The sequence below is a fragment of the Thalassotalea castellviae genome (assembly GCF_031846185.1).
GTDB lineage: Bacteria > Pseudomonadota > Gammaproteobacteria > Enterobacterales > Alteromonadaceae > Thalassotalea_H > Thalassotalea_H castellviae.
Genome location: NZ_JAVRIF010000003.1, coordinates 219,332 through 243,464 on the forward strand (window position 1 = coordinate 219,332; position 24,133 = coordinate 243,464).

Annotated in this window: 20 protein-coding genes; 13 read left to right on the plus strand and 7 right to left on the minus strand. The window is 36.2% G+C overall.

Features of this window, described 5'->3' with window-relative positions; genetic code table 11:
* Nucleotides 1-156: 156 nt before the first annotated feature.
* The 4 genes from RM573_RS07265 to RM573_RS07280 form a co-directional block, all read right to left on the minus strand.
* Entirely contained in the window at nt 157-2,334 is a 2,178-nt protein-coding gene (locus RM573_RS07265; RefSeq protein WP_311579477.1) for a malate synthase G, read from the minus strand.
* A gap of 314 nt (nt 2,335-2,648) precedes the next feature.
* Nucleotides 2,649-3,359: an LrgB family protein gene (locus tag RM573_RS07270; protein ID WP_311579480.1), complete on the minus strand. Its 711-nt coding sequence runs from the start codon at nt 3,357-3,359 to the stop codon at nt 2,649-2,651.
* Nucleotides 3,352-3,708, minus strand: coding sequence for a CidA/LrgA family protein (locus RM573_RS07275; protein WP_311579483.1), 357 nt, complete (start codon nt 3,706-3,708; stop codon nt 3,352-3,354). The genes RM573_RS07270 and RM573_RS07275 overlap by 8 nt, the downstream gene beginning before the upstream one ends.
* Before the next feature lie 9 nt (nt 3,709-3,717).
* Entirely contained in the window at nt 3,718-4,662 is a 945-nt protein-coding gene (locus RM573_RS07280; protein ID WP_311579485.1) for a LysR family transcriptional regulator, read from the minus strand.
* A 332-nt stretch (nt 4,663-4,994) separates the two neighbouring features.
* On the opposite strand from RM573_RS07280, the gene RM573_RS07285 reads away from it, so the two are divergent.
* From RM573_RS07285 to RM573_RS07305, 5 genes are all read left to right on the plus strand, one after another.
* Nucleotides 4,995-6,596 (plus strand): isocitrate lyase, encoded by a 1,602-nt coding sequence (locus RM573_RS07285; RefSeq protein ID WP_311579487.1) that lies wholly within the window; start codon nt 4,995-4,997, stop codon nt 6,594-6,596.
* Between the two features lie 350 nt (nt 6,597-6,946).
* Nucleotides 6,947-8,926, plus strand: a complete 1,980-nt coding sequence (locus RM573_RS07290) for a methyl-accepting chemotaxis protein (RefSeq protein WP_311579489.1) — start codon at nt 6,947-6,949, stop codon at nt 8,924-8,926.
* Between the two features lie 173 nt (nt 8,927-9,099).
* Nucleotides 9,100-9,543, plus strand: coding sequence for a hypothetical protein (locus RM573_RS07295; RefSeq protein WP_311579490.1), 444 nt, complete (start codon nt 9,100-9,102; stop codon nt 9,541-9,543).
* Nucleotides 9,544-9,665: 122 nt separating this feature from the next.
* Nucleotides 9,666-10,205, plus strand: a complete 540-nt coding sequence (locus RM573_RS07300; RefSeq protein WP_311579492.1) for a hypothetical protein — start codon at nt 9,666-9,668, stop codon at nt 10,203-10,205.
* 482 nt (nt 10,206-10,687) lie between these two features.
* The gene (locus tag RM573_RS07305) at nt 10,688-12,289 is read left to right on the plus strand and encodes a protein adenylyltransferase SelO (RefSeq protein ID WP_311579494.1); all 1,602 of its coding nucleotides are present in this window, start codon (nt 10,688-10,690) and stop codon (nt 12,287-12,289) included.
* A 13-nt stretch (nt 12,290-12,302) separates the two neighbouring features.
* On the opposite strand, the gene RM573_RS07310 is transcribed toward RM573_RS07305, so the two are convergent.
* The gene (locus tag RM573_RS07310) at nt 12,303-12,737 is read right to left on the minus strand and encodes a CBS domain-containing protein (RefSeq protein WP_311579496.1); all 435 of its coding nucleotides are present in this window, start codon (nt 12,735-12,737) and stop codon (nt 12,303-12,305) included.
* A 319-nt stretch (nt 12,738-13,056) separates the two neighbouring features.
* Between RM573_RS07310 and RM573_RS07315 the strand changes: the two genes are divergently transcribed.
* The 6 genes from RM573_RS07315 (at nt 13,057) to RM573_RS07340 (ending at nt 20,682) form a co-directional block, all read left to right on the plus strand.
* Nucleotides 13,057-15,195, plus strand: a complete 2,139-nt coding sequence (locus tag RM573_RS07315; RefSeq protein ID WP_311580346.1) for an ABC transporter permease subunit — start codon at nt 13,057-13,059, stop codon at nt 15,193-15,195.
* 15 nt (nt 15,196-15,210) lie between these two features.
* Nucleotides 15,211-16,848, plus strand: coding sequence for a phosphate ABC transporter permease PstA (gene pstA, locus RM573_RS07320; RefSeq protein ID WP_311579498.1), 1,638 nt, complete (start codon nt 15,211-15,213; stop codon nt 16,846-16,848).
* Between the two features lie 78 nt (nt 16,849-16,926).
* Nucleotides 16,927-17,751, plus strand: coding sequence for a phosphate ABC transporter ATP-binding protein PstB (gene pstB, locus RM573_RS07325; protein WP_311579500.1), 825 nt, complete (start codon nt 16,927-16,929; stop codon nt 17,749-17,751).
* Nucleotides 17,752-17,772: 21 nt separating this feature from the next.
* Nucleotides 17,773-18,459 carry a phosphate signaling complex protein PhoU gene (phoU, locus tag RM573_RS07330; RefSeq protein WP_311579503.1) on the plus strand — a complete coding sequence of 229 codons (687 nt, stop codon included), beginning with the start codon at nt 17,773-17,775 and terminating at the stop codon, nt 18,457-18,459.
* A gap of 237 nt (nt 18,460-18,696) precedes the next feature.
* Nucleotides 18,697-19,377 carry a TIGR00153 family protein gene (locus RM573_RS07335; RefSeq protein ID WP_311579505.1) on the plus strand — a complete coding sequence of 227 codons (681 nt, stop codon included), beginning with the start codon at nt 18,697-18,699 and terminating at the stop codon, nt 19,375-19,377.
* 9 nt (nt 19,378-19,386) lie between these two features.
* Nucleotides 19,387-20,682 carry an inorganic phosphate transporter gene (locus RM573_RS07340; RefSeq protein ID WP_311579507.1) on the plus strand — a complete coding sequence of 432 codons (1,296 nt, stop codon included), beginning with the start codon at nt 19,387-19,389 and terminating at the stop codon, nt 20,680-20,682.
* An 85-nt stretch (nt 20,683-20,767) separates the two neighbouring features.
* On the opposite strand, the gene RM573_RS07345 is transcribed toward RM573_RS07340, so the two are convergent.
* Together RM573_RS07345 and RM573_RS07350 are read right to left on the minus strand one after the other, a co-directional pair.
* Complete coding sequence (locus RM573_RS07345; RefSeq protein WP_311579509.1) at nt 20,768-21,505, minus strand: hypothetical protein; 738 nt, start codon at nt 21,503-21,505, stop codon at nt 20,768-20,770.
* 77 nt (nt 21,506-21,582) lie between these two features.
* Entirely contained in the window at nt 21,583-22,323 is a 741-nt protein-coding gene (locus RM573_RS07350; protein ID WP_311579511.1) for a substrate-binding periplasmic protein, read from the minus strand.
* Between the two features lie 164 nt (nt 22,324-22,487).
* On the opposite strand from RM573_RS07350, the gene RM573_RS07355 reads away from it, so the two are divergent.
* Nucleotides 22,488-22,865 carry a YacL family protein gene (locus RM573_RS07355; RefSeq protein ID WP_311579514.1) on the plus strand — a complete coding sequence of 126 codons (378 nt, stop codon included), beginning with the start codon at nt 22,488-22,490 and terminating at the stop codon, nt 22,863-22,865.
* Nucleotides 22,866-22,960: 95 nt separating this feature from the next.
* Nucleotides 22,961-24,124, plus strand: coding sequence for a PQQ-dependent sugar dehydrogenase (locus RM573_RS07360; RefSeq protein ID WP_311579516.1), 1,164 nt, complete (start codon nt 22,961-22,963; stop codon nt 24,122-24,124).
* Nucleotides 24,125-24,133: the final 9 nt, after the last annotated feature.

The following is a 24,133-nucleotide window of genomic DNA, read 5'->3' on the forward strand; positions in this document are numbered from 1 at the left end:
GGTCAGTTTTATGGGATTAAATGCTTATAACGATGTCTTTCTTCAGCTAAAAAGCGTGGATTGATATGTTTATAGAGTGTTAATTATAGATTTACTTTGACATCACAAAATGTAAAAAATCCGTTTTTTACATTTTGAAAGTCAGTTGGTCAGCTGTTATATCGAATTGCTTTGCTTTTTCTTTAGTCTAAATTGATGTAACAGAGGCTCTGTGTAGCCGTTAGGTTGAATTTCACCTTTAAAAACTAAGTCACAGGCTGCTTGAAAAGCAATGCTGTTGTCTAAATCGTCAGACATCTTAGTATATAGAGGATCTGTACTATTTTGTTCATCAACGATTTTTGCCATTTTGCTAAGGCTCGCCAAGACCATTTCTTTGCTACATATATTATGTTTTAACCAATTAGCCATATGTTGACTTGAGATCCGAAGTGTTGCTCTATCTTCCATTAAACCAACATCGTTTATATCTGGCACTTTTGAACAACCAACACCTTGGTCTATCCATCGTACAACATAACCTAGAATGCCTTGGGAGTTATTATCTAGTTCATGTTGAATTTCACTAGTAGACCAGTGGGTATCTTTGGCTAAAGGTATAGTTAAAATATCATCGACATTGGCAGGTGTACGTTTTTGAATCTTTTTCTGTAAATCAAATACATTAACCCGATGGTAATGCAGTGCATGAAGCGTTGCTGCTGTCGGTGAAGGAACCCAAGCAGTATTTGCACCAGCTTCAACATGATTAATTTTCGTCGCTAACATATTTGCCATTTGATCTGGTATTGGCCACATACCTTTACCTATTTGGGCTTTGCCACTAAAACCGCAGGCTAAACCTACATCAACATTATTATCTTCGTATGCATTGATCCAAGGTGTTAGCTTTATGTCGGCTTTACGTTCCATAGCACCGGCAGACATAGACGTATGTATTTCATCTCCTGTTCTATCTAAAAAGCCTGTATTAATAAATACCACTCTTTCTTTTGCGGCAAATATACAAGCTTTTAAATTCACACTGGTACGTCTTTCTTCATCCATAATGCCAATTTTTATGGTGTTTTTGGCTAAAGATAAAGCTTGTTCAACTTGTTCAAATAGTAAGTTTGCAAAGGCAACTTCTTCAGGGCCGTGCATTTTAGGTTTAACAATATAGATTGATTGTTCGGCACTATTGCTTAATTGAGTTTTTTCTTGAATATCGTAAAGGGCGATTAATGAAGTGATCATCGCGTCTAGAATACCTTCAGGTACTTCTTCGCCAGTTGATGTTAAAATGGCATTATTCGTCATTAAATGGCCAACGTTTCGAATAAACATTAAGCTTCGACCTTTTAACTTCAGCTCGTTGCCGTCAGTTGTTTTGTAGTAACGATCTGGCGCCATGGCACGAATAAAACTTTGACCGTTTTTAGAGATGTTTTCAGTTAACTCACCTTTGTTTAAACCTAGCCAGTTTTTGTAGGCAAGTACTTTATCTTCGGCATCAACCGCTGCAACTGAGTCTTCACAATCCATAATGGTGGTTAACGCAGATTCTAAAGTAATATCACTGATTCTTGCTTTATCACTTTGGCCAATAACACTTTCTTTATTGAAATTTATTTCAAAATGCAGGCCGTTATTCATAAATAACAGGCATGAAGGATCACTGGCTTCTCCTTGAAAAGCTAGGTATTGTTGAGCTGATTGTAGGAGAGTTTCATCACCATTATCTAAGGTAATGGTTAACGTGTTATTCTTTAAACCATAATGTTTAGCTTGATGATGTGAGCCAGATTGTAATGGTAAATGTGTGTCAAGAAAGTCGCGTGCGAAAGCAATCACTTTAGTGCCGCGAACCGGATTATAATTGCCTTGTCGCTCTGCACCATCGTCTTCTGAAATGATGTCTGTACCATATAAAGCATCATATAAACTTCCCCAACGCGCGTTCACGGCATTGAGTGCAAACCTTGCATTCATTATAGGTACGACTAATTGTGGTCCTGCCATGGTTGCTAATTCTTTATCAACATTTTCTGTTGAGATGTGAAAATCTTCTACCTGAGGTACTAAGTAACCAATTTCAGAAAGGAAGGCTTTATATTCTGAAAAATTAAATGCTGGCCCTTGATGTGACTGATGCCATTGATCAATTTGTAATTGCAATGTATCTCGTGTGGTAAGCAATTTTTTATTTACCGGCATTAAGTTTTCTATAATCTTGGCAAAATTGTGCCAAAAGTTATTAGAATCAATAGATAAACCAACCAGTACGTCTTGCTCAATAAAATCATAAAGGCATTGTGCTACTTGTAAATTGGCTATGTTTTTTCTTTGAGACATAAATAATTCCTTTAATGATTTGAATTGGAAAGTTTTCATTATTCGTTACAGTTTCTAGCGATGAATGTAAAAATTTTCTGGCAAACAAGCAATAGCTCTAACTAGTCAAAAAAAATTATAATGAGTATTTCCAAGTAAGTGATTTTTTAAAGTGTGTATAACTTATTGTAAAATATGTGTTTATCTTTGGTGTTTTTATTTTTTGTGCTTCATTGAGCATTGTATTGTCATTTTCAATATCTACTATTGATTTTGTGAATATTGATGGTTTTAACGGTTTTTCATATGAATATGAGTTTTAAGAAAGGGATAAATTAGAACAACAATAAATCAAGCTGATGGATCAATGAAGGAGAAACGATAGCTGTGATTGTTGCTGAAATAATTAACGCTAACGAACTATAAGCGGCATGTTGATAACTTAATTGACTAACGGTTGCTGTGCCTAGAGCGTGACTTGCCGTTCCTATCGCTAATCCTTGTGCTTTTGGAGAAGATACCTTAATAAATGTTAACCATTTTATGCCAAAAATAGCGCCAAAAAGCCCGGCTAAAATTATTGCAAATGCGGTGATCGCCGAGTTGCCATTGAGTTGTTCTGTTAAAGCTATACCTACAGGTGTAGTTATAGATTTGAATGATAATGACACGGCGATTGACGGTGATTTTATCAATAGCATGGTCAATATATAGCTTATAGAGAGTAATAAACTGATTGATATGGTTAAAAAACTGACTATTTGTTTCCATTGTGACTTCATCGAATTTAAGTGTTGATAAAGTGGAAAACCAAGGGCAATTACAGCAGGTTCTAATAAATTACTCAAAATACTGGTGGATTGGCGATATTGTTGAAAATCTATTTCAAAGGAAGTGATCATGAAAATAAGCACAAATATACATAACAACATGGGGTTTAGCCATATTTTTCCGGTTTTCTGTTGCAGTCGAACAAAGCTGTGATAAACCGCTAATGTAAGGCCACTATATAGAAGTACATCAGTGAGTAATGATAAATCAATCAACTGTATTACCTTTATTTTCAAGGTGTTGAAATAACAATCCAACGAAAGTTAATACCATTAAGGTGCCGATAAAAGTAATGGTGACTAGCATCAAACCATGAGTTTTTATTAATTGATAATGGTTGATAATACCTACCCCTGCCGGGACAAAGCATACCCCCATATTTTTAATGCCCCAGGCAATTGATGCTTTAACTCGACTGGCTTCACAGACACGAAAATGTAGCAATAAAGTAAAAACTACCATGCCATATAAACTGGCCGGTAAACCGCCTAAAAGATGATTAAGGAAATATCCAATTAATAGACAAATTGAAATGAATAATACTGTATAAATAGAGTTAAACATAAGTAGGCGCTAACTATTTTCATGTTCTTTAGCCGCTTCTATCACTAACTGTCTGAACCAGATATGACTAGCATCGTGATGTAATAAAGGGCTCCAAATCATTTTTAATTCGATATCTGGGATCTCAAAAGGAGGCTTTAAAATAGTGTAATTTGCATCATCTTTATGCAACATGGCGGCTTTGGTGGGTAACGTGGCTACTAACCCGTCTTCGTGGGCAAGCTTCATCGCAACATGGTAATTACGTGTAAAAACTTTAATATCACGTTTTTTACCTAAGCGCGCTAAGGCTTCATCTACCCAACCGAGTTTTTGAATATCTTTGGGATCCATACCAACGCCAATGCCAAAACCAGTTTTTGACACCCACACATGTTTAGATGCTAAGTAACTATTAAGGTTAAACTTAGTTACTACTTCATTATCAGCACTGAGTAAGCAGGCAAAAGTATCGCGCCAAATTGTTTTCTGATGAAAAGACTGGGGTAAATCATCAAAGCGATTAATGGCCATATCAATTTTTCCCGCCTCTACGTCATGAAAATTAACATCACTTGGCGTCATAATATCGATGATCACATTTGGGGCTACCTGATTTATTTTTCTTAATAAGCCAGGTAGAAGCGTTGATGCCGCGTAATCACTGGCCATGATTCTAAAGACACGTTGACTGTGTTGTTCATTAAATTCTTCTTCGCCTTGCAGAGCTTCTTCTAACTCTAATAGAATTTTTCTGATGATAGGTGATAAAGCACGCGCACGTTCGGTAGGAACCATGCCATCTGACGTTCTAACCAAAATAGGATCATTAAAAAGCGTTCTTAAACGTTTTAAGCCATTACTCATGGCCGGTTGAGTAATATTCAGTTGGCTAGCTGCACGGGTAACATTTTTTTCTCTTAATAAAACATCCAAATAAATCAACAGGTTTAAATCGATCTTAGATATATTCATGTACTAAATGCTCTTTATAAAAATCATAAATTTAGTATATGTCATTGTTGACTGACGTTTGCAAGTAGAAATTAGTACTAGAGCGGACTAATTGAGGTAAATTAAATTTTTTTAAATACTAATTGTGTCTATTACTTATTGAATTAAAAGCATTAAATTAGCATTGTTAACCTCACTATTTATATTGTGAATACTGGCGATAGGAAATATATATTTCATTAATGTTGTTTAGATCGATTAACCTTTTTGTTGTTCGGTATGACAACTTACCAATCGAATTACAAAAACTGGAAAGCTTATTGATAGCGCACTGAAGTGCCGGGAGAAATGAAATGACTAATTACCGCGAAGAAATAGCAACAATAGAAAACCAAATTAATTCACAAAATAACTGGCAAGCCATTGACGCTGAATCAGTAGCGCGTATGCGTTTACAGAATCAATTTAAAACCGGTTTAGACATTGCAAAGTATACTGCGGCAATCATGCGTAAAGATATGGACGCCTATGATAAAGATTCGAGTAAATACACGCAATCACTTGGTTGCTGGCACGGTTTTATTGGTCAACAAAAAATGATTTCTATTAAGAAGCATTTTGAAAATACTGATCGTCGCTATTTATATCTTTCCGGTTGGATGGTCGCCGCATTACGTTCTGAGTTTGGTCCATTACCTGATCAATCAATGCATGAAAAAACATCGGTTGCGTCACTTATTGAAGAATTATATACCTTTTTACGTCAAGCAGATGCTCGTGAATTAGGCGGTTTATTTAGAGAATTAGATGCCGCTAAAGAAGCGGGTGATCAAGTAAAAGAAGCGGAAGTGCAAAGTAAAATTGATGGTTATGTAACACATGTTGTGCCAATTATTGCTGATATTGATGCCGGTTTTGGTAACGCAGAAGCAACATATTTGATGGCCAAACAAATGATTGAAGCGGGCGCTTGTTGTATTCAAATTGAAAACCAAGTGTCTGACGAAAAACAATGTGGTCATCAAGACGGTAAAGTAACGGTGCCTCATGCTGACTTTTTAGCAAAAATTAATGCTGTACGTTATGCCTTTATGGAGCTTGGTATTGATGATGGTGTTATTGTAGCTCGTACTGATTCTTTAGGAGCCGGATTAACCAAGCAAATCGCTGTTACTAAAGAGCCAGGTGACTTAGGTGATCAATATAATAGCTTTTTAGATTGTGATGAAGTCTCTGAAAGTGAGTTAGGAAATGGCGATGTAGTTATTAAGCAAAATGGTAAGTTAGTTCGTCCTAAACGTTTACCAAGTAACTTATTCCAATTTAAAAAAGGAACCGGTGAAGCACGTTGTATTCTTGACAGTATCACTTCTTTACAAAACGGTGCTGATTTAATTTGGATCGAAACAGAGAAGCCTCATATTGGTCAAATTGGCGGCATGATTGACGAAATTAAAAAAGTAGTGCCGAATGCTAAACTCGTTTATAACAATTCACCTTCATTTAACTGGACGTTAAACTTCCGTCAGCAAGTATTTGATGCCATGGCAGAAGCAGGAAAAGATGTGTCTTCTTACGATCGTGACCGTTTAATGAGTGAAGAGTATGATAATACAGAATTAGCGAAAACCGCCGATGAAAAAATTCGTACTTTCCAAGCGGATGCAGCTAAAGATGCAGGAATTTTCCATCATTTAATTACCTTACCTACTTATCATACTGCAGCATTATCAACCGATAATTTAGCCAAAGAGTATTTTGGTGACCAAGGCATGTTAGGTTATGTGGCAGGTGTTCAGCGTAAAGAGATACGTCAAGGGATTGCATGTGTTAAACATCAAAACATGGCGGGCTCAGATATGGGAGATGATCATAAAGGTTACTTTGCTGGCGAAGCAGCTTTAAAAGCTGGCGGTAAAGACAATACAATGAATCAATTTGCCAATATTGCTTAATTGAAAATTAACCAAAATAAAAAGGAAATACACCTTTTTTGATAAAGAACTTTGTTCTTTTTAATGGTCACTTGTTCTCTTTAAAGTCGATTGAATATAAATTCAATCGACTTTTTTATTATCATGGCTTTTCAATACATGAGACTTAACCATCAAAAAACTTTACCGTTTTAATAATTTTTTATTGTATTTATGTATAAAAGAATCTGAAAAATCGCGTTAAATCAAATACAAAAAATATCATAGATGCTATGTTAATTATGTGGATGTTAATTTATCTACCCACCTTTCATATTTACCAGCTTGTTTAATTTTGTATACAACAATTATTCTTCATTTAGGGATGAATCATGGCGCTTTCAGATGTTTCTTTTAAAAATAAAATTCTATTATTACTTGCTTTACCGTTAATTGGTTTTGTTTGGTTAAGTATTTCTTCAATTTCACAAAGTTATTATGTGAACAAGGAAATGGCACAACTTTCACAATTAACTGAGTTATCAGTAACCTACAGTAAATTGGTCCATGAGTTACAGAAAGAGCGGGGCATGACGGCAGGTTTTCTTGGCTCAAATGGATCGAAATTCACTTCAGAGATAAAAAGCCAGCGCATTGAAACTGATAATAAACATGCTATTACTCAACAATTTCTCAATAAGAATGAGTTTGAGCAAGCTGGGGTGATTCAGTTAAATCAACACATTCAAACCGAATTAAATCAACTGAATCGGATCAGACAACAGGTAAGTAGTTTAAATATAGCTGTTGGCGATGCGATTGGCTTTTATACTGGTTTAAATGCAAAGTTATTAAAAGTGGCTAGTTTAATTGCTGAGTCGAGTTCCGATGCCGATGTGACAAAATCAATCACAGCCTATTATAATTTTTTACAAGGTAAAGAAAGAGCGGGTATAGAAAGAGCAGTATTGAGTAACACTTTTGCAAAGGATGAATTTTTACCAGGAATGTTTGTTAAATTTATTGCTTTAGTGACCCAACAAGATACTTACTTTGCTAATTTTATTGCTTTTTCAAACGAAGAAGAGATTGCACTGTACGAGCAAAAGTTAGCACATTCTTCCGTGTCTGAAGTGGATAGAATAAGAGAGGTTGCGAAGAAAACACAAAGCAATTTTTCTATCGATGCACTCTATTGGTTTAAACAGTCAACCCAGCGTATTGGTCAACTTAAACAAGTAGAAGAAGGGTTAACAAACCGCTTGTTAACCATGAAAAAAATGAAAAAAACAGATGCCTTTAATACTTTAATTATCAATATATTATTCAGCTTTTTATTAATTACTTTTGCCGCAATTATCAGTTTTTTTACTATTAAAGACTTATCGTCAAGAGTTAGCGCTTTAACGCAGGTCATGACGAAAGTGAGAGTTGATAATGATTTAACGGCACGAGTTGACGGTGAAAGTGACAGCGAGTTAGGACGAATTGCTTCAGGGTTAAACTTAACCTTAAGTACATTTTCTGGGGCAATTAATGAAATATCTTCATCAAGTTTAACCTTAGCCTCTGCTGCCGAAGAAACGTCACAAACTTGTGAATATAACTCTGCATCTATGTTAGATCAGCAAGAAAGAATTGGACTTATCGCCACTGCGGTAGAAGAATTATCCGCGTCAGTAAAAGAGGTGGCAAGTAATACTCAACTAACGGCTGATTCCGCGCGAGATGCAGATTCCCAAGCACAAAGTGGCTTGGCGGTTGTGCAACAGTCGTATCACTCTATTGAAGATCTAGCGCTTGAAATTGACGGTTTAGCGAAACAGATCACCAGTTTACATGAGAGTAGTAAAAATATAACTAACGTGGTTGATGTCATAAAATCTGTTGCTGAACAAACGAATTTACTGGCATTAAATGCTGCTATTGAAGCGGCAAGGGCTGGCGAGCAAGGACGAGGTTTTGCCGTTGTTGCGGACGAAGTAAGAACCCTTGCCCAACGTACTCAACAATCAACTGCTGAAATTGAAGGTTTCATCACTTCACTACAATCAGACGCAAATGCCGCCTTTAATGTTATCGAACACAGTCAGCAAAAAGCAGCTGATGCGGTTGAAAACTCTAAAAATGTTGAACATACCTTAGAGGGAATTTCCGAAGCGGTTAGTCATATTTTCACTATGACAGAACAAGTGGCGACGGCGATAGAAGAGCAATCGGTGGTGACTGAAGATGTCGCGCAAAATGTTGTTTCAATTGAAGAAAAGTCAACAGAAACGACAACAGGTGCTGCTCAAATTGCTGCAACAGCCAAAGAGCAGGCGTTACTAGCCACAACCTTACAAGATATTGCGAAAACCTTTAAAGTTTAATTGCTAACCTTTAACTAGTTTTACTTACATAGTGAAAGGGAGTCATCAGTAAATTTTATTAACCTTGTTTACGTATTAATTTAAAAATTATGAGCATGTGACGTTTTGGAGTATTACGAGAATGATATACTCTTAAACGTTAAACGCTATTTAGATTATTTCATATGAGTGAAGTGACGACAAAAAATATACCTGATGGGAAATTTAGTGCCCATGGGCGAGTTTCATTAGAAGTGATAAACAGTAACATTATTGTGTATCACTCAAAGGGGCCATTTAATCTAGAGCTACTAACAGCTTTAGAAGAAGTGGAACAAAATACCTTACAAGATTTAAAAAACAATGCGATAAATTGGTGCGAGATTGTAGTGTTTGAAGAATCATGTATGGCTTTAGACGAAGTCATTTTAGGCCTTACTGATTATTTAAAGGAGTTAAAGGCTAATCGTTTATCTCCATTAGCTTCGGCATTTGTTATTTCAGAAGGTGTTGAGGGCGAATACGTGATGAAAGATAAATATGAAGCATGTTATCGTGAAGCTAACATTGACTTCACTGTGTTTAATACTATACCTGACGCGATGCAATGGGTAGGTAAGTATTTAGAAAAACACTAAACAGTGATAGTGTGGCACTGTGATATTTAGGCTCAGTTTCGCTGCTATTCAGCCGTTAATCAAATAATATAATGTTAACTTACTTTTAAAGGGATAGGGAGTTAACTAAGCATGGAGTGCAAATGAAAAATAGTTGGACAATGATAGCGCTTTCGTTATTGGGCTTGTTTGCTTGTGGTGGCTCTGAAGAAGACTCTGAAACTGGGGCCTCGATAGACAACTCTAAAACATCGTTATTTAATACATACCGGGAAAAAGGTTGCTCCCCATACAATAAACTTGCAAGTGACGAATTAAAAGATGCTTGGAACGTAAAAATTGAACTGAGTATAGACTCTTCACTGAAAGCAACATACCGAACAGAGTACTTCCATCCCACTGATAAAACATGTGACTTAATGATGTTTGATACGCTGGATATGTCAAAATTTGATATTAAGGGGAAAGTAACAACTGATGAAGGCATTAAAGTTAACGCGTTAAATGAGACGTTTACTTATAATTCAGATAATCGAGATCTTCCGCCGAATTATACGTTAATTTACATTGCGAGTGAGAAATTATATTTTGGTTATCAGACGCCAGAAAATTCAGGTGAAACGCTTAAAAAAAGGCATTCGTCTATCTCTCTTGAAAATTATTTCAGACAAGTTTTAAAGTAATAATTAACACGAGCATGAGGCAGGGCGAAAGCAATTTGCTGTATTGGATTTTCAATCGTTTCAAACTATTATAATTTTTCGGTACTGATAGCTTTTTGTATAAGGAAATAGCTATGTTTAAGTGTATCCTAATAATGTTCTCTATATTGCTGTGTTCTTGCACTTCATTAACTTTTATGAATGAAGCAGGTGTAATTACAGTCGAAAAAGAAAAACCGTTTTGCGATATTAAGAAAGTTGACCCTAATTGTAAGCTTGAAAAGGAAGTAAAATAGACTCGCTCATCATTTATCATACTGTCAAAATTAGTTAAGTCTGTCTGATTTAGCTAAACCTTGATAGCTAAACCACCAACTCAACCTTGATTTCATGTATCTTTATTTGTTCATATATGTCGCATATTTCTCAATGTTTTCTCCAGATCATTAAATAGTTTCATACTTTAGACTGAGGTTGTTATACGGTAGAATCACGGTTAACTAATGTGCAATATTTTTGTGGCAATGATGAACCAAGCGTTTAATTTTCAAATCAATAATCAATTTACCCTTCAATTGCCTGCAGATACACAACAGCAGGTATTTCCTCGTCAAGTTGAAGGGGCAGCTTTTTCATATGTTTTACCACAAAAAACGCAGCAACCGTCACTTGTTTCACTGAATGAACCTTTAGCATTGGCATTAGGGTTTACCACAAAAGATTTATCTAATAACGAGATCGCCGAAGTATTAACGGGCAATAAAATTATTGATGGTATGCAGCCTTACGCGATGAATTATGGTGGCCACCAGTTTGGTCAGTGGGCAGGTCAATTAGGTGATGGCAGAGCGATTAACTTAGGGCAAATTCAAACAGACAATAGTGGTTTACAAACGTTACAATTAAAAGGCGCAGGAAAAACCCCTTATTCTCGCCATGCTGATGGTTTAGCTGTGCTTCGTTCGTCGATTCGTGAATATTTATGCTCTGAAGCTATGTTTCATTTAGGCATACCAACCACTCGTGCATTAAGTTTGTGTTTAACGGGGGATAAAGTAACCCGAGATATGTTTTATGATGGTAATCCTCAAGAAGAGCTAGGTGCTGTGGTTTGTCGAGTATCGTCTTCATTTATGCGCTTTGGCAGCTTTCAATTGCCTGCAATGCGAGGGGATAAAACGTTATTAAAACAAATGGTTGATTTCTCTATTAAACAAAATTTTCCACATTTAGGAGAACCTTGTTCTAAGGTTTACATAAAATGGTACCAAGAAATTAGTGAAAGAACTTGCCAATTAATTGTTGATTGGATGCGAGTTGGCTTTGTTCATGGAGTAATGAATACTGACAATATGTCAATTATTGGCGAAACCATTGATTATGGGCCATATGGTTGGATTGATGCGTTTGATTTAACTTGGACACCAAACACCACCGATGCTCAAGGTAAACGCTACAGTTTTGGTCGCCAACCTGAAATTGGTCAATGGAATTTATTTCAATTAGGAAATGCAATTTATACCTTAATTGATGATGCCGAACCACTGAATAAAATTTTAAATGATTATGCGGTAAAGTATCAAAGGTTGTGGCTAGAAATGATGCAAGCCAAATTGGGACTTGATAAGTTAATTGAAGAAAGCGACGCGCCATTATTTAATCGCTTAGAAAAACTCATGATGAGTATTGACGTTGATATGACGCTATTTTATCGGGCCTTGTCATCTCTGCCTCAACATGCTCATTTATGGCAAGCTCATTTTTTAGATTGTTTTTATCAAGATGAACCTTTAGTTGAACATTATTTTGAGCCATTTTCATTGTGGTTAAGCGATTATCAACAACGACTGACATTAAATAGCAGCACACAACAAGAACGCCAGCAGGCGATGAATTCGGTAAACCCTAAGTTTGTATTGAGAAACTACTTAGCTCAGCAGGCAATTGAAAAAGCCGAGCAAGGTGATTACTCTATGATTGAAGAGTTGTTACAAGTATTACAACGACCTTATGACGAACAAAAATCATACGAACAATATGCTGTAAAACGTCCAACATGGGCGAAGAATAAAGCTGGCTGTTCAATGCTATCGTGTAGTTCTTAATAGGTAATTGTGTTTAATTGTGTTGATTTGCTAATTTCATACGATATTGCAAAGCAATGATCTTAATAATGTCACGCCATGAAATAATGCCGATAGGCCGAAAGTGATCATCAACAATCGGTAAACATGAAATGTGATGATCATGAAACAATAACACCGCATCATTTAAGCTGGTGTTTTCTTTTGCGGTGATTAACTCTCTACTCATGATCAAGTTAATTTTTTTACTGAGTAAGAAGGTATCTTTGGGAGTTTCTTTTTTTGTACCAATATTTGGACTTAAATGTTTATACAAATCTCGATCTGTGATGATACCTGAAAGCTCTTTACCATTTTTTATCAAAATATGGTGGATATTATATTTATCGAAAGCTTGTTTCGCTTTCGATAAATTATCATCAATTTCTAGCGAAATAATTTCTTTTGTCATAAATGCGCTTAACGACATAATTCACCTCAAATATATTGACGGTTTTATATCATTTAACGATAAACAAATTTTTGCTATTAAACAATAACCTCCGTAATCATCGAGCAAACTTTGCTTTTATCTTGCCGGAAATATTGTTGGAAAAAATACGCTGTCACAAAAGTGTCACATAACTGTCTTATACTTGCGCCAATTGGATAATTTCTATCTTTTAAGGTGTTTATCAGTGTCAATCGCGCTTCAATCAGTCGGCATACGTCAGGTTAAGAATTCATTAGCCAAATGGTTAATAACACTCGGTGGTATTAGTGTGTTATTTACGTTAGTGCTGATTTTTATGTACTTACTTTATGTAATAAAACCAGTTTTTGAATCAGCCAAAATCTCACCGGTTGTATCTTTTGCTATAGAAGATCAGCAACAAGTACTCGCTACTGGTTTAGATGAATTACAGGAGTTAGCTTATACCATAACGACCAATGGTAAGATTAATTACTACCCATTAAAACCAGCACATCAGTCAGTTACGGGTGATAAAAAGGTTGCTCGAACCTTTCAAGAATCGGTAATTGACAGCAAAATAAAGCATGTGATTAAAGCGAGTGAAAATTATAAACTGTTACTCGATGAAAATAATCATGTCTTTTTAATTTCGCCTAAATTTCAATCCAGTTATGACTCGGGAGTAAGAGAAGTTATCCCGCATATTAGCTATCCGTTAGGTGAAGCGTTTATTGCCGTTGATGAGCAAGGCGCTGAATTTACACATTTATCATTTGCCATGAATGATGAACGAGCGGTGTTTGTTGGTTTTACAAAAGATAAACGATTAATTAAAACCATCTTAGTTGCTGAAGATGATTTTAACTATGATCCTGCTTATGAAATTGAATACCAAGCGATCGATCTTTCGACGAATCAAGTCGATGAAATTCTTGTCACGCCTGATCTTTCCATGGCATTTATTCAAAGTGGCGATCAAGTCTTAGTTTTTGATTTATCAGATGACAGTGAAGTCACGTTAAAAGCGACAATTATTCCACAGCTTGCTCAAGGTAGAGAAAACCCTATGCATATTACTGCCATGGCATTATTGTCAGGCGGAAGTTCAGTGCTGTTGGGTGACAGTAATGGTGTTGTGAGTCAATGGTTTGAAGTGGCAACAGATAATGGTCGTCAGTTTAAACAAATCAGAACTTTTAATGTCAGTGATTCGGAAGCTGTTCGCCAAATTCACACGGAACAATATCGAAAAAGTTTTTATACCCTGACCGATTCTGGCGAAATGGGCACTTTTTATACCACCAGTGAAGCCGATTTATGGCGTGGCAATTTAACAAATAATATTCCTGATGCTTTGGTCATTTCACCAAGATCTGACGGATTATTAATGTTTACGGATAATCAATTTCAATTATTTTCGGTTGTAAATGAACATCCAGAAGTGACATGGCAGGCTCTTTGGCAAGAAGTTTGGTATGAAGGTTATCCTGAAGCCGAATATATTTGGCAATCAACCTCAGGTTCAGATGATTTTGAAGGCAAATTTTCGTTAGTGCCAATCTCGTTTGGTACCATGAAAGCAGCACTCTACGCGATGTTATTTGCGGTACCTATTGCCTTAACTGCGGCAATTTATACAGCGTATTTTATGACCCCAGGTTTACGTAAAAAAGTGAAACCAACTATTGAATTAATGGAAGCTTTACCAACTGTTATTCTTGGATTTTTAGCTGGCTTATGGCTTGCACCAATCATTGAAACGAATTTACCTGCGATTGCGCTATTGTTTATTATGTTGCCCATTTCTGTGTTTATTACAGCGTTTGCTTGGCATAACTTACCTAAAGAAATAAAGTCTCGAGTACCTGAAACTTGGGCTCCAATCATTTTAATACCCGTATTAATTTTAGTGGCATATCTTGCATTCTCGTTATCGCCTGTCATGGAAACGTATTTTTTTGGTGGTGATATTCGACAATTTATTACTAATGATTTAGGGATTAATTTTGATCAACGAAATGCTTTAGTCGTTGGTATCGCAATGGGTTTTGCTGTTATTCCAACTATTTTTTCGATGGCTGAAGATGCTATTTTTAGTGTTCCTAAACATTTAACCAGTGGCTCTTTAGCTTTAGGTGCTACCCAATGGCAAACTTTAATAAAAGTCGTGTTGTTAACTGCCAGTCCTGGGATTTTCTCTGCAGTAATGATGGGGTTAGGTCGGGCTGTAGGCGAAACAATGATAGTGTTAATGGCAACAGGTAACACACCTATTTTAGATTGGAGTATTTTTCAGGGAATGCGTACTTTAGCGGCGAACATTGCGGTTGAAATGCCTGAATCTGAAGTTGGTAGTTCTCATTATAGAATTTTGTTCTTGGCAGCATTTGTCTTATTTGTATTTACTTTTGTGTTTAACACGCTCGCTGAATTTATACGTCAGCGTTTACGTGAAAAATATAGTTCGTTATAGGTTGAGGTCTGAAAAATGAATAAATGGTTTAAATCAGGCTCACCCTGGATATGGTTATCAGCGGGTGGTGTAAGTTTAAGTTTAATCTCAGTTTTGGGATTGTTATGGCTAATCGCCTCTCGTGGTCTGTCGTATTTTTGGCCTGCACAAGTGCATCAGTTTGAATTGATGGATAAACAAGGGAATGCAAGTATAGTTATTGGTGAGATTTATGATCGAGAACATATTCCAACTCAACAACTTGTACATTTAGACTTGGATTTAGATCCTAGCGAAGAAACGGTTGAGCGATTATTAATTAAAACCGGTAATCGTGAGCTTGTTAGCTTAGATTTTCGTTGGATATTAGTCCCAGAAATTACTCAGCAATCAACCCCTGAAAAGCTGGTTGTGGTTGAACGAAGAACCAATGGTAATTTTTATGGTTATATCGAATCTGTGATCCAAGACGGAAAAGTCGTATCAACAGATAAATTGCCGGAACTATTAACGCGTGTTATTGAAATTCAAGATAAAATCGAAACGCTTCAAAAAGTAGAGATTGGTGCCGTAAATTACCAACTTGAAAGGTTACGATTACGCGAGCGTAAACATAGGTTACAAGAAACGTTAACGCCAGATAAAGCACAAGATATAGCGAAAGAAGTCGCAGGCTTACAAACTAAGTATCAAGCGCTGGAAAAAACGTTATTAGCATTACGCGATAAAACTGAGCGTGATCAAATTACACTACGTGCAATGGATGATCAGGTTGTTACAGTAAGTTTTGCCGATATTTTAAAAGTCACCAATAATAATCAGATGAACTTTTTTGAAAAGTTAATGATGTTTTTCAGTCAAATTGCTGTGTTTGTTAGTGATGATCCCAGAGAAGCTAATACAGAAGGTGGCGTTTTTCCTGCTATTTTTGGTACTGTTTTAATGGTGCTATTAATGACAATCATTGTTTCTCCGATGGGGGTGATTGCGGCGATATACCTACATGAATATGCTGGAAATAATGCCTTAACTAAACTGCTAAGAATAGCGGTGATTAATTTAGCAGGTGTACCTTCTATTGTTTATGGTGTTTTCGGATTAGGCTTTTTTGTATATATGGTCGGGGGGAGTTTAGATCAGATCTTTTACCCTGAAACTTTACCAAGCCCAACCTTTGGTACACCAGGTGTTATGTGGTCTGCGATAACGTTAGCGATATTAACTTTACCTGTGGTGATTGTATCCACTGAAGAAGGTTTATCGCGTATACCGGCTGCGATGCGACACGGGAGTTTGGCTTTAGGGGCGACCAAAGTTGAAACCCTTTGGCGGATCATTTTACCGATTGCAAGCCCTGCGATCATGACAGGTATTATTTTGGCTATTGCCCGTGCTGCAGGTGAAGTTGCTCCTTTAATGCTCGTTGGAGTAGTTAAAATGGCGCCGAATTTACCGCTTGATGGAAACTTTCCATTCTTACATTTAGATAGAAAGTTTATGCATTTAGGCTTTCATATTTACGATGTTGGTTTTCAAAGCCCGAATGTTGAAGCTGCAAGACCATTGGTATACGCAACGGCATTATTATTAGTGACAATAATCATTTCATTAAATATGACCGCAGTATCCATTCGAAATAAATTACGTGAAAAGTATCGAATGTTGGAACATTAAACTGATTCAAACATGTTACTTCGAGTCGATTAACGACCAAATGAAACGATTAAAAAATAATGAATAGTAGAGAAAAATATGATTTCTGTTAGCCCTAAAACAATATTAGATACCACAACTAAGATTGATTTAAATAATATGTCTGCAGAGCAAAAAGCGCTAGATATTAAAAATTTAGATTTATACTACGGTGATAAACAAGCGTTACAAGATATCACTATGTCTATTCCTAAAGGACAAGTGACAGCCTTTATCGGGCCTAGTGGTTGTGGTAAATCAACCTTACTTCGCTGTATTAATCGCATGAATGATCTAGTTGATCATTGTCGGATTGAAGGCGAGATCAACCTACATGGTGAAAACATATATAACAAACATATCGATGTTGCTGCGCTTAGAAGAAAAGTAGGTATGGTGTTTCAACGACCTAACCCGTTTCCGAAAAGCATTTATGAAAATGTTGTATATGGTTTACGTATTATGGGTGAAAATAATCGCCGAGTTCTCGATGAAGCGGTTGAAACGGCGTTAAAAAGTGCTGCGCTGTGGAATGAAGTAAAAGATCGATTACATGACAGTGCTTTAGGTTTGTCAGGTGGTCAGCAGCAACGTTTAGTTATTGCCAGAGCAATAGCGATAAAGCCAGAAGTTTTGTTATTAGATGAGCCAACATCAGCGCTTGATCCTATTTCAACGTTGACCATTGAAGAATTAATTAATGATTTGAAGAAACAATTTACGGTCGTGATTGTTACGCATAATATGCAACAGGCTGCTAGGGTTTCAGATCAAACGGCGTTTATGTATATGGGGGAACTGATAGAATATAGTGACACCAATACCTTATTTACTACCCCCGTTAAAAAGAAAACCGAAGACTATATTACTGGGCGTTACGGCTAATTAAAGCGTTAGGAGAATTATATGGATAACATGAATATTGGCCGTCACATTTCCGGGCAATTTAATGAAGATTTAGAGCGTGTGATAAATCATGTCATGCAAATGGGTGGTTTAGTTGAAAAACAATTAAACGATGCATTAACCTCAGTTTGTGATGCTGATGAAGATCTTGCTAAGAAAGTATTAAAAAGTGATGAACCAATCAATGAGTTAGAAGTAAGCATTGATGATGAATGTACCCGTATTATTGCAAAACGTCAGCCAGCAGCTGGTGATTTGCGATTAATAATGGCCATTGTTAAAACTATCGCGGATCTAGAGCGGATAGGTGATGAAGCTCAGAAAATTGCGCAAGTTGCGTTAGAAAGTTTAACTAAAGATCATAAAGAATTACTTCTGAATTTAGATAATTTAGGCCGCCGAGTATTAGAATATCTTCAGTTAACACTTGACGCATTTACACGAATGGATGTTGAAGCGGCTATAAAAGCGCACAAAACCGATGATAAAATTGACCGTGAATATGAAGCAATAATGCGGCAATTAATGACATATATGATGGAAGATCCACGTTCTATCCCTCAAATTATGAGTGTTATTTGGTCTGCTCGTGCGCTAGAGAGAATTGGTGATCGTTGTCAGAATATTTGTGAATACATTATTTATTTTGTCAAAGGAAAGGTGGTTCGACATTCGGCTCCCGAATAACTAGTAAACTTATCGTATAACTTTTAATCAAAATCCTGCTTGAGCGTTTGTCTTCTTTGTGTTTTGATTAGAAAGTTTTAAAGAAAAAGGCTATGTTTTATACATGAGTGTACATAGCCTTTTTTATATGCGGAAATAAATATCAAATTCGTCATTATTTCTTTTGTTAATTCTGAGAAATGAGTTAATATCCGCGCGAATAATAACAAAGAGCGAAATTGCTCCTGGAAAACTATTATGGCCAGAAATTCAATTCTTGGTGTTTTTGCAAAATCACCACTAAAACCATTAGAAAAACATATTCGAATGGTTTCAAAATGTTCTAAACAACTTGTTCCATTCTTTGAAGCAGTAACCGAAGAAAACTGGAGCACAGCGGGAAAAATTAGAACAAAAATATCAAAATATGAGCGTGATGCTGATGATCTAAAGCGACAACTTCGTTTAGAGTTACCCGGCGGACTATTTATGCCGGTGGATCGAGCTGATTTATTAGAGCTACTTTCACAACAAGATAAAATTGCCAATAAAGCGAAAGATATTGCTGGGCGTATTTTAGGGCGTAAACTTATTTTGCCTGAAGTACTTCATGAAGAATTTAAGCAATATGTCAAACGATGTATCGATGCTATTGAAAAAGCCGCAGAAGCAATTAATGAGTTAGATGATTTACTTGAAACTGGTTTTAAAGGCCGAGAAGTAGAGTATGTTGAGAAAATGATCAGACAATTAGATACGATTGAAGATGATACTGACGCCTTACAAATTACTATTCGCAAAAACTTACTGGCAATTGAAGACGATTTAAAACCCGTTGACGTAATGTTTTTATATCAAATTATCGATTGGGTAGGAGACCTAGCAGATTTAGCCGAAAGAGTCGGTGCTCGATTAGAAATTTTATTGGCTAGAAAATAAGGCTCAGTCATGGATATTTTAGTACAACATGGTTCAATATTAGTCATGCTCGCCGCTGTAGTCGGTTTTTTTATGGCTTGGGGTATTGGTGCAAATGACGTTGCAAATGCAATGGGCACCTCAGTTGGTTCAAAAGCATTAACAATTAAACAAGCGATTATTATCGCAATGATTTTCGAATTTGCAGGTGCATATTTAGCGGGTGGAGAAGTAACTTCTACTATTCGTAAAGGCATTATCGATCCTGGTTTATTCGTTGATATTCCTGAATTACTAGTTTTCGGTATGATCTCGGCACTGTTTGCCGCGGCAACGTGGCTATTGGTTGCGTCAATATTAGGTTGGCCGGTTTCAACAACACATTCTATTGTCGGCGCTATCATTGGTTTTGCTGCAATTGGCATAAGCCCTGAAACGGTTGCTTGGGGAAAAGTCGGCGGTATTGTTGGTAGTTGGATTATTACACCGCTTATTTCAGGTGTTATTGCTTTTATTATCTTTAATAGTGCTCAAAAACTTATTTTTGATACGGATAAACCTTTAGATCAAGCAAAACGTTATGTGCCTTTTTATATGTTTTTAGCGGGCTTTGTTTTATCGTTGGTAACTATTAAAAAAGGCTTGAAACATATAGGTTTAGAGAATGTAAACTTAGGTTTTTATAATTTTGAAATTAAAGGTGCTGGTGGTTATTACTTAGCAATTCTTGTCGCCATCTTAGTCTCTTTGATTGGTAAATATTTCATTACTAAAATAAAGTTCGATGAAAAAGCCGATAAAAATACTCAATATGGAAATGTTGAGAAAGTATTCGCTATATTAATGGTTGTTACCGCTTGTTGTATGGCTTTTGCCCATGGTTCAAATGATGTTGCAAACGCGATAGGTCCATTAGCAGCCGTCGTAAGTATTGTTGATAATGGTGGCGAAATAGCGAAGAAAGCAAGCTTGGTTTGGTGGATATTACCTTTAGGTGGCTTAGGTATTGTTGCTGGTTTGGCTTTATTTGGTCATCGAGTAATCGCTACTATAGGGAATGGCATAACACATTTAACGCCAAGTCGAGGATTTGCGGCTGAGCTTGCAGCTGCTTGTACTGTGGTTATTTCCTCAGGCGCTGGTTTACCTATTTCAACGACACAAACCTTAGTTGGTGCTGTTTTAGGGGTAGGGATGGCGCGTGGTATTGCAGCAATTAATTTAGGTGTAGTACGAAATATTGTTATTTCTTGGGTAATCACTTTACCAGTAGGTGCTGGACTTTCAATTGTCTTCTTCTGGATAATGAAAGCGATATTTTCATAATCTTTTTTATGGAACTTAAATGAAAAACCAGCAATTTTGCTGGTTTTTTTCTGTTTTAAAATAGAGGAATGTTCAATTTTCTATTTTATTTACCAAGTTTTTTCAGAACTTTTTTCATGTGTTCTTGAAAGCTTTTATCAAATTTAGATTTACCACAATTAAAACCTTCAACTGATTTAACCCCTTCAATACCGACTGCGGTTAAATCTCTTTCTATAGTGCATCGTCCGTCATCTCCTTTCGTGATAAGGATGTCACTACTGATTTGTTGACTGTTATTTTCTTTGATTTCATCATCGTTTAATTGTTTCGTTGAATGCGGCACTAGGCTTGGCGTGCCATCTAAAATTGATGCTGACTTTTTTTGGCTATAACGATAACTTTCTTGCTCTATTATTTTGTTTTTTAGCTTGTTTTGCAGTTTATTCAGTTGGCCAAAGGCAGAAAAATTTCGTGGCAGTTGGCCGGTTTGACTGCTTTGAGAATTATTATCAATGCTTTTTGCTGTTGTCTTTTCAGGTACTTTTTTTGGTAACTCTTCAAATTCAGTAGATTTTTCCGCTATGATGTTTTTTGGTATTTCTTCCTGAATAGTAACGCTTGGTTCAGTTTCTTTTTGCTCAGTAGCTTGAGTTTTACTGTCAGCTTTTTTCTGCTCTATGTTGCTTTCTTGCTGAGGTGGAACGTAGAGAAAGCTTTTGATGGCTTGAGGGGACGCTTTATGTGAAATCGACGGGACGGTTGTTGTTAAACTGAGCAAATAAAAAATAGCAATATGTACAAGCAGTGAGAATAATATTGTTTTGTAATATCCCTTTAGCACAACTATTTTTCCAAATGATGAAGCAATAACTTTCTGATGTTTGATAGACCATAGAAAGTATTATTTGTTCAAATGAATTAATTATTGTCTCTAATAGCTTGAATATCACCATTTTTTATAAGTTGATTTTGCATAAGAGAAAATTGTTCAATTTCATTAATAAAAGTGGATTTCTTTGAAAATGCAATATACCCATCTACAGATTTATTATATAAATAATCAGCGAGTTTAATTTTTTGTTTATAATCAACATGGTCAATCCAAGGCTTTACAGACTCTTCTCGTTCTAAGAACGTATCAATACGATCTTTTAACAGCATTTGTATTAATTGATTATAATTGACCACTTCTACCTTATTTAACGATTGGTCACGATCAAAACGATCAAAGTAGGTTGCAGCCCTTAAGGTACCTATACGCAATTTTGCCAAATCTGAATAATTAGCAATATTTAGATCGCTGTCTTGACGGATATAAAACTGTAAAGGAAAGGTTTGTGTACTAATGGGTTGCTCTAAATAAGTTAAATATTGAAGTCTTTCAGTTGTCTTTCTAATGCCAATAATAACGTCAGCTTGGCCATTTTCTAAAAAAGATAAACATCGTGCAAAGGGGCATTGAACAAATTTGACTTGCTTGTTTAACTTTTCCGCTAATAGGGTGATAATTTTGACGTGAATGCCTGCAAATTCATCATCAATATAATAAGAATAAGGCGGTTCAATGTAGGTTGCCACAATAAGGGGGGCTTTATTTTCAGCAGACGCTGAAAACGCGATGACGATTAAACACAGTCCCCTTATTAAAATATATTTCACTAAAGCTCCCACCTTTGCGTCTTGTCTAATACATTATAATTTAAATTCAATAATCTGGCGAAACTATGTTGATTTAAGTCACTTCACTCGCCATTTTCTTCTATAATTAAAGCTGAACAATCATTTTATTACTGTGTTCTATCGTATATTTTTCTGAGGTGTTTATGGAATACGAATTTATTCATGATGCAATAACTGGTGGCGCTAAAGCCAAATTTTCATTAGAACATCAAATAGTAGGTCCTTGGTTAGAAATTGAATTAGGACAAAATACAGCTAAACTTGAAGAAATTTTGACTGCGATTGACCAAGTAGAGTCAGGAAAGTGCCAAGAAAAATTGATCACCGGTCATGAGTATTCCTTGGTGGTAAATCAAGATGACGTTCATATTCAGGCAAATGCTTTACTCAATGGTGAGGCTAATTTGCCCGAAGAGTTTAGCGAAGATGGAATGAACTTTGATGGTCAAGATAGCTCCTCTTGTGGGGTTGAAGATTTCCGTACCTTGTTATTATCGTGGGCAAAATTTACTAAAATTTAACGAGGATAAGCGGTTGTTTGTTATGTAACAACGCTGATACTGTTACGCTGGTTATAGTTGCCAAAAACCTATTAAACCAAAAAAGATTTAAGTTTATGTTTATAAAAGCTAACCAATTGAGTTGTTTATTTTTAACAATGGCAGTGATTACTTGTAGCTTATTTGTTGGTTCAAGTTTTTCCTTCGATTCACATCCTTTAAATACTTCTCGATTTTCTGAGCAATATCGATTAGTAGAAGTAAGTCATGGCTTTGATATTCCTTGGGCTATGGTGCAGTTGCCCAATCAGGATATTTTAGTTTCAGAACGTCGTGGTGAACTGCGCGTTATTCGCCAAGGGCAATTACTTAAACAACCGATCAGTGGCTTGCCGACTATAGACAATAATGGCCAAGGTGGTTTGTTAGATTTAGCCTTAGATCCTGATTTTGTTAACAACTCTTGGTTATATTTTACCTACGCAGATGGTTCCGGCCCTGGCAGAGGCAGTAATACAGCATTAATGCGAGCTAAACTCAATATTGCAACCATGTCGTTATCTAATCAAACACGTTTATATAAAGGTAAAGTTAACGCTTCTAAAGGACAACATTACGGCAGTCGTATTGCTTTTGATCAAAAGGGCTATGTTTATTTTTCTATTGGTGACAGAGGGAGTCGAGATGAAAACCCTCAAAATTTAAATAATGATGGTGGAAAAATATATCGTTTACATAAAGACGGAAAAATTCCTGCGGATAATCCGTTTTTGAATGACAAAGGGGAGAAATCTGCCGTATTTTCGTATGGCCATCGCAATCCTCAAGGCTTAGCGTTTGATAGTTCGACAGGAGTATTGTGGTCGCATGAACATGGCCCTAAAGGCGGTGATGAAATAAATGTCATTACTGCAGGGAAAAATTACGGTTGGCCAGTTGTCAGTTATGGAGTGAACTATAGTGGTACTTCATTTACAGAATTAACTGAAAAGCAAGGTATGGAAAACCCTGTATTGTATTGGCTTCCTTCAATAGCACCGTCGGCAATGGTTTATGTTACTTCAGATAAATACCCAAAATTGAAAGGGAAGTTTTTATTAGGTTCAATGAAGTTTGGTTATATTGTTGCCGTGAGTATTAATGGCAAAACCGTAGACCAACAATACAAGTTATTCAATAACTTAGGGCGGGTACGCAGCTTGATGCAAGGGGTTGATGGTTTCATTTATGTAGGATTAGACGGCGGAGGGATTAAAAAAATATTACCGATTAACTCTTAAACCTTGCTT

Bases quoted from the DNA above. Each gene is read 5' to 3' on its own strand.
- RM573_RS07310 (WP_311579496.1), bottom strand. From the start codon at position 12,737: ATGTCGTTAAGCGCATTTATGACAAAAGAAATTATTTCGCTAGAAATT.
- RM573_RS07340 (WP_311579507.1), top strand. From the start codon at position 19,387: ATGGATATTTTAGTACAACATGGTTCAATATTAGTCATGCTCGCCGCT.
- RM573_RS07335 (WP_311579505.1), top strand. From the start codon at position 18,697: ATGGCCAGAAATTCAATTCTTGGTGTTTTTGCAAAATCACCACTAAAA.
- RM573_RS07360 (WP_311579516.1), top strand. From the start codon at position 22,961: ATGTTTATAAAAGCTAACCAATTGAGTTGTTTATTTTTAACAATGGCA.
- RM573_RS07300 (WP_311579492.1), top strand. From the start codon at position 9,666: ATGAAAAATAGTTGGACAATGATAGCGCTTTCGTTATTGGGCTTGTTT.
- RM573_RS07285 (WP_311579487.1), top strand. From the start codon at position 4,995: ATGACTAATTACCGCGAAGAAATAGCAACAATAGAAAACCAAATTAAT.
- RM573_RS07265 (WP_311579477.1), bottom strand. From the start codon at position 2,334: ATGTCTCAAAGAAAAAACATAGCCAATTTACAAGTAGCACAATGCCTT.
- RM573_RS07280 (WP_311579485.1), bottom strand. From the start codon at position 4,662: ATGAATATATCTAAGATCGATTTAAACCTGTTGATTTATTTGGATGTT.
- RM573_RS07305 (WP_311579494.1), top strand. From the start codon at position 10,688: ATGTGCAATATTTTTGTGGCAATGATGAACCAAGCGTTTAATTTTCAA.
- phoU (WP_311579503.1), top strand. From the start codon at position 17,773: ATGGATAACATGAATATTGGCCGTCACATTTCCGGGCAATTTAATGAA.
- RM573_RS07275 (WP_311579483.1), bottom strand. From the start codon at position 3,708: ATGTTTAACTCTATTTATACAGTATTATTCATTTCAATTTGTCTATTA.
- pstB (WP_311579500.1), top strand. From the start codon at position 16,927: ATGATTTCTGTTAGCCCTAAAACAATATTAGATACCACAACTAAGATT.
- pstA (WP_311579498.1), top strand. From the start codon at position 15,211: ATGAATAAATGGTTTAAATCAGGCTCACCCTGGATATGGTTATCAGCG.
- RM573_RS07355 (WP_311579514.1), top strand. From the start codon at position 22,488: ATGGAATACGAATTTATTCATGATGCAATAACTGGTGGCGCTAAAGCC.
- RM573_RS07290 (WP_311579489.1), top strand. From the start codon at position 6,947: ATGGCGCTTTCAGATGTTTCTTTTAAAAATAAAATTCTATTATTACTT.
- RM573_RS07315 (WP_311580346.1), top strand. From the start codon at position 13,057: ATGTACTTACTTTATGTAATAAAACCAGTTTTTGAATCAGCCAAAATC.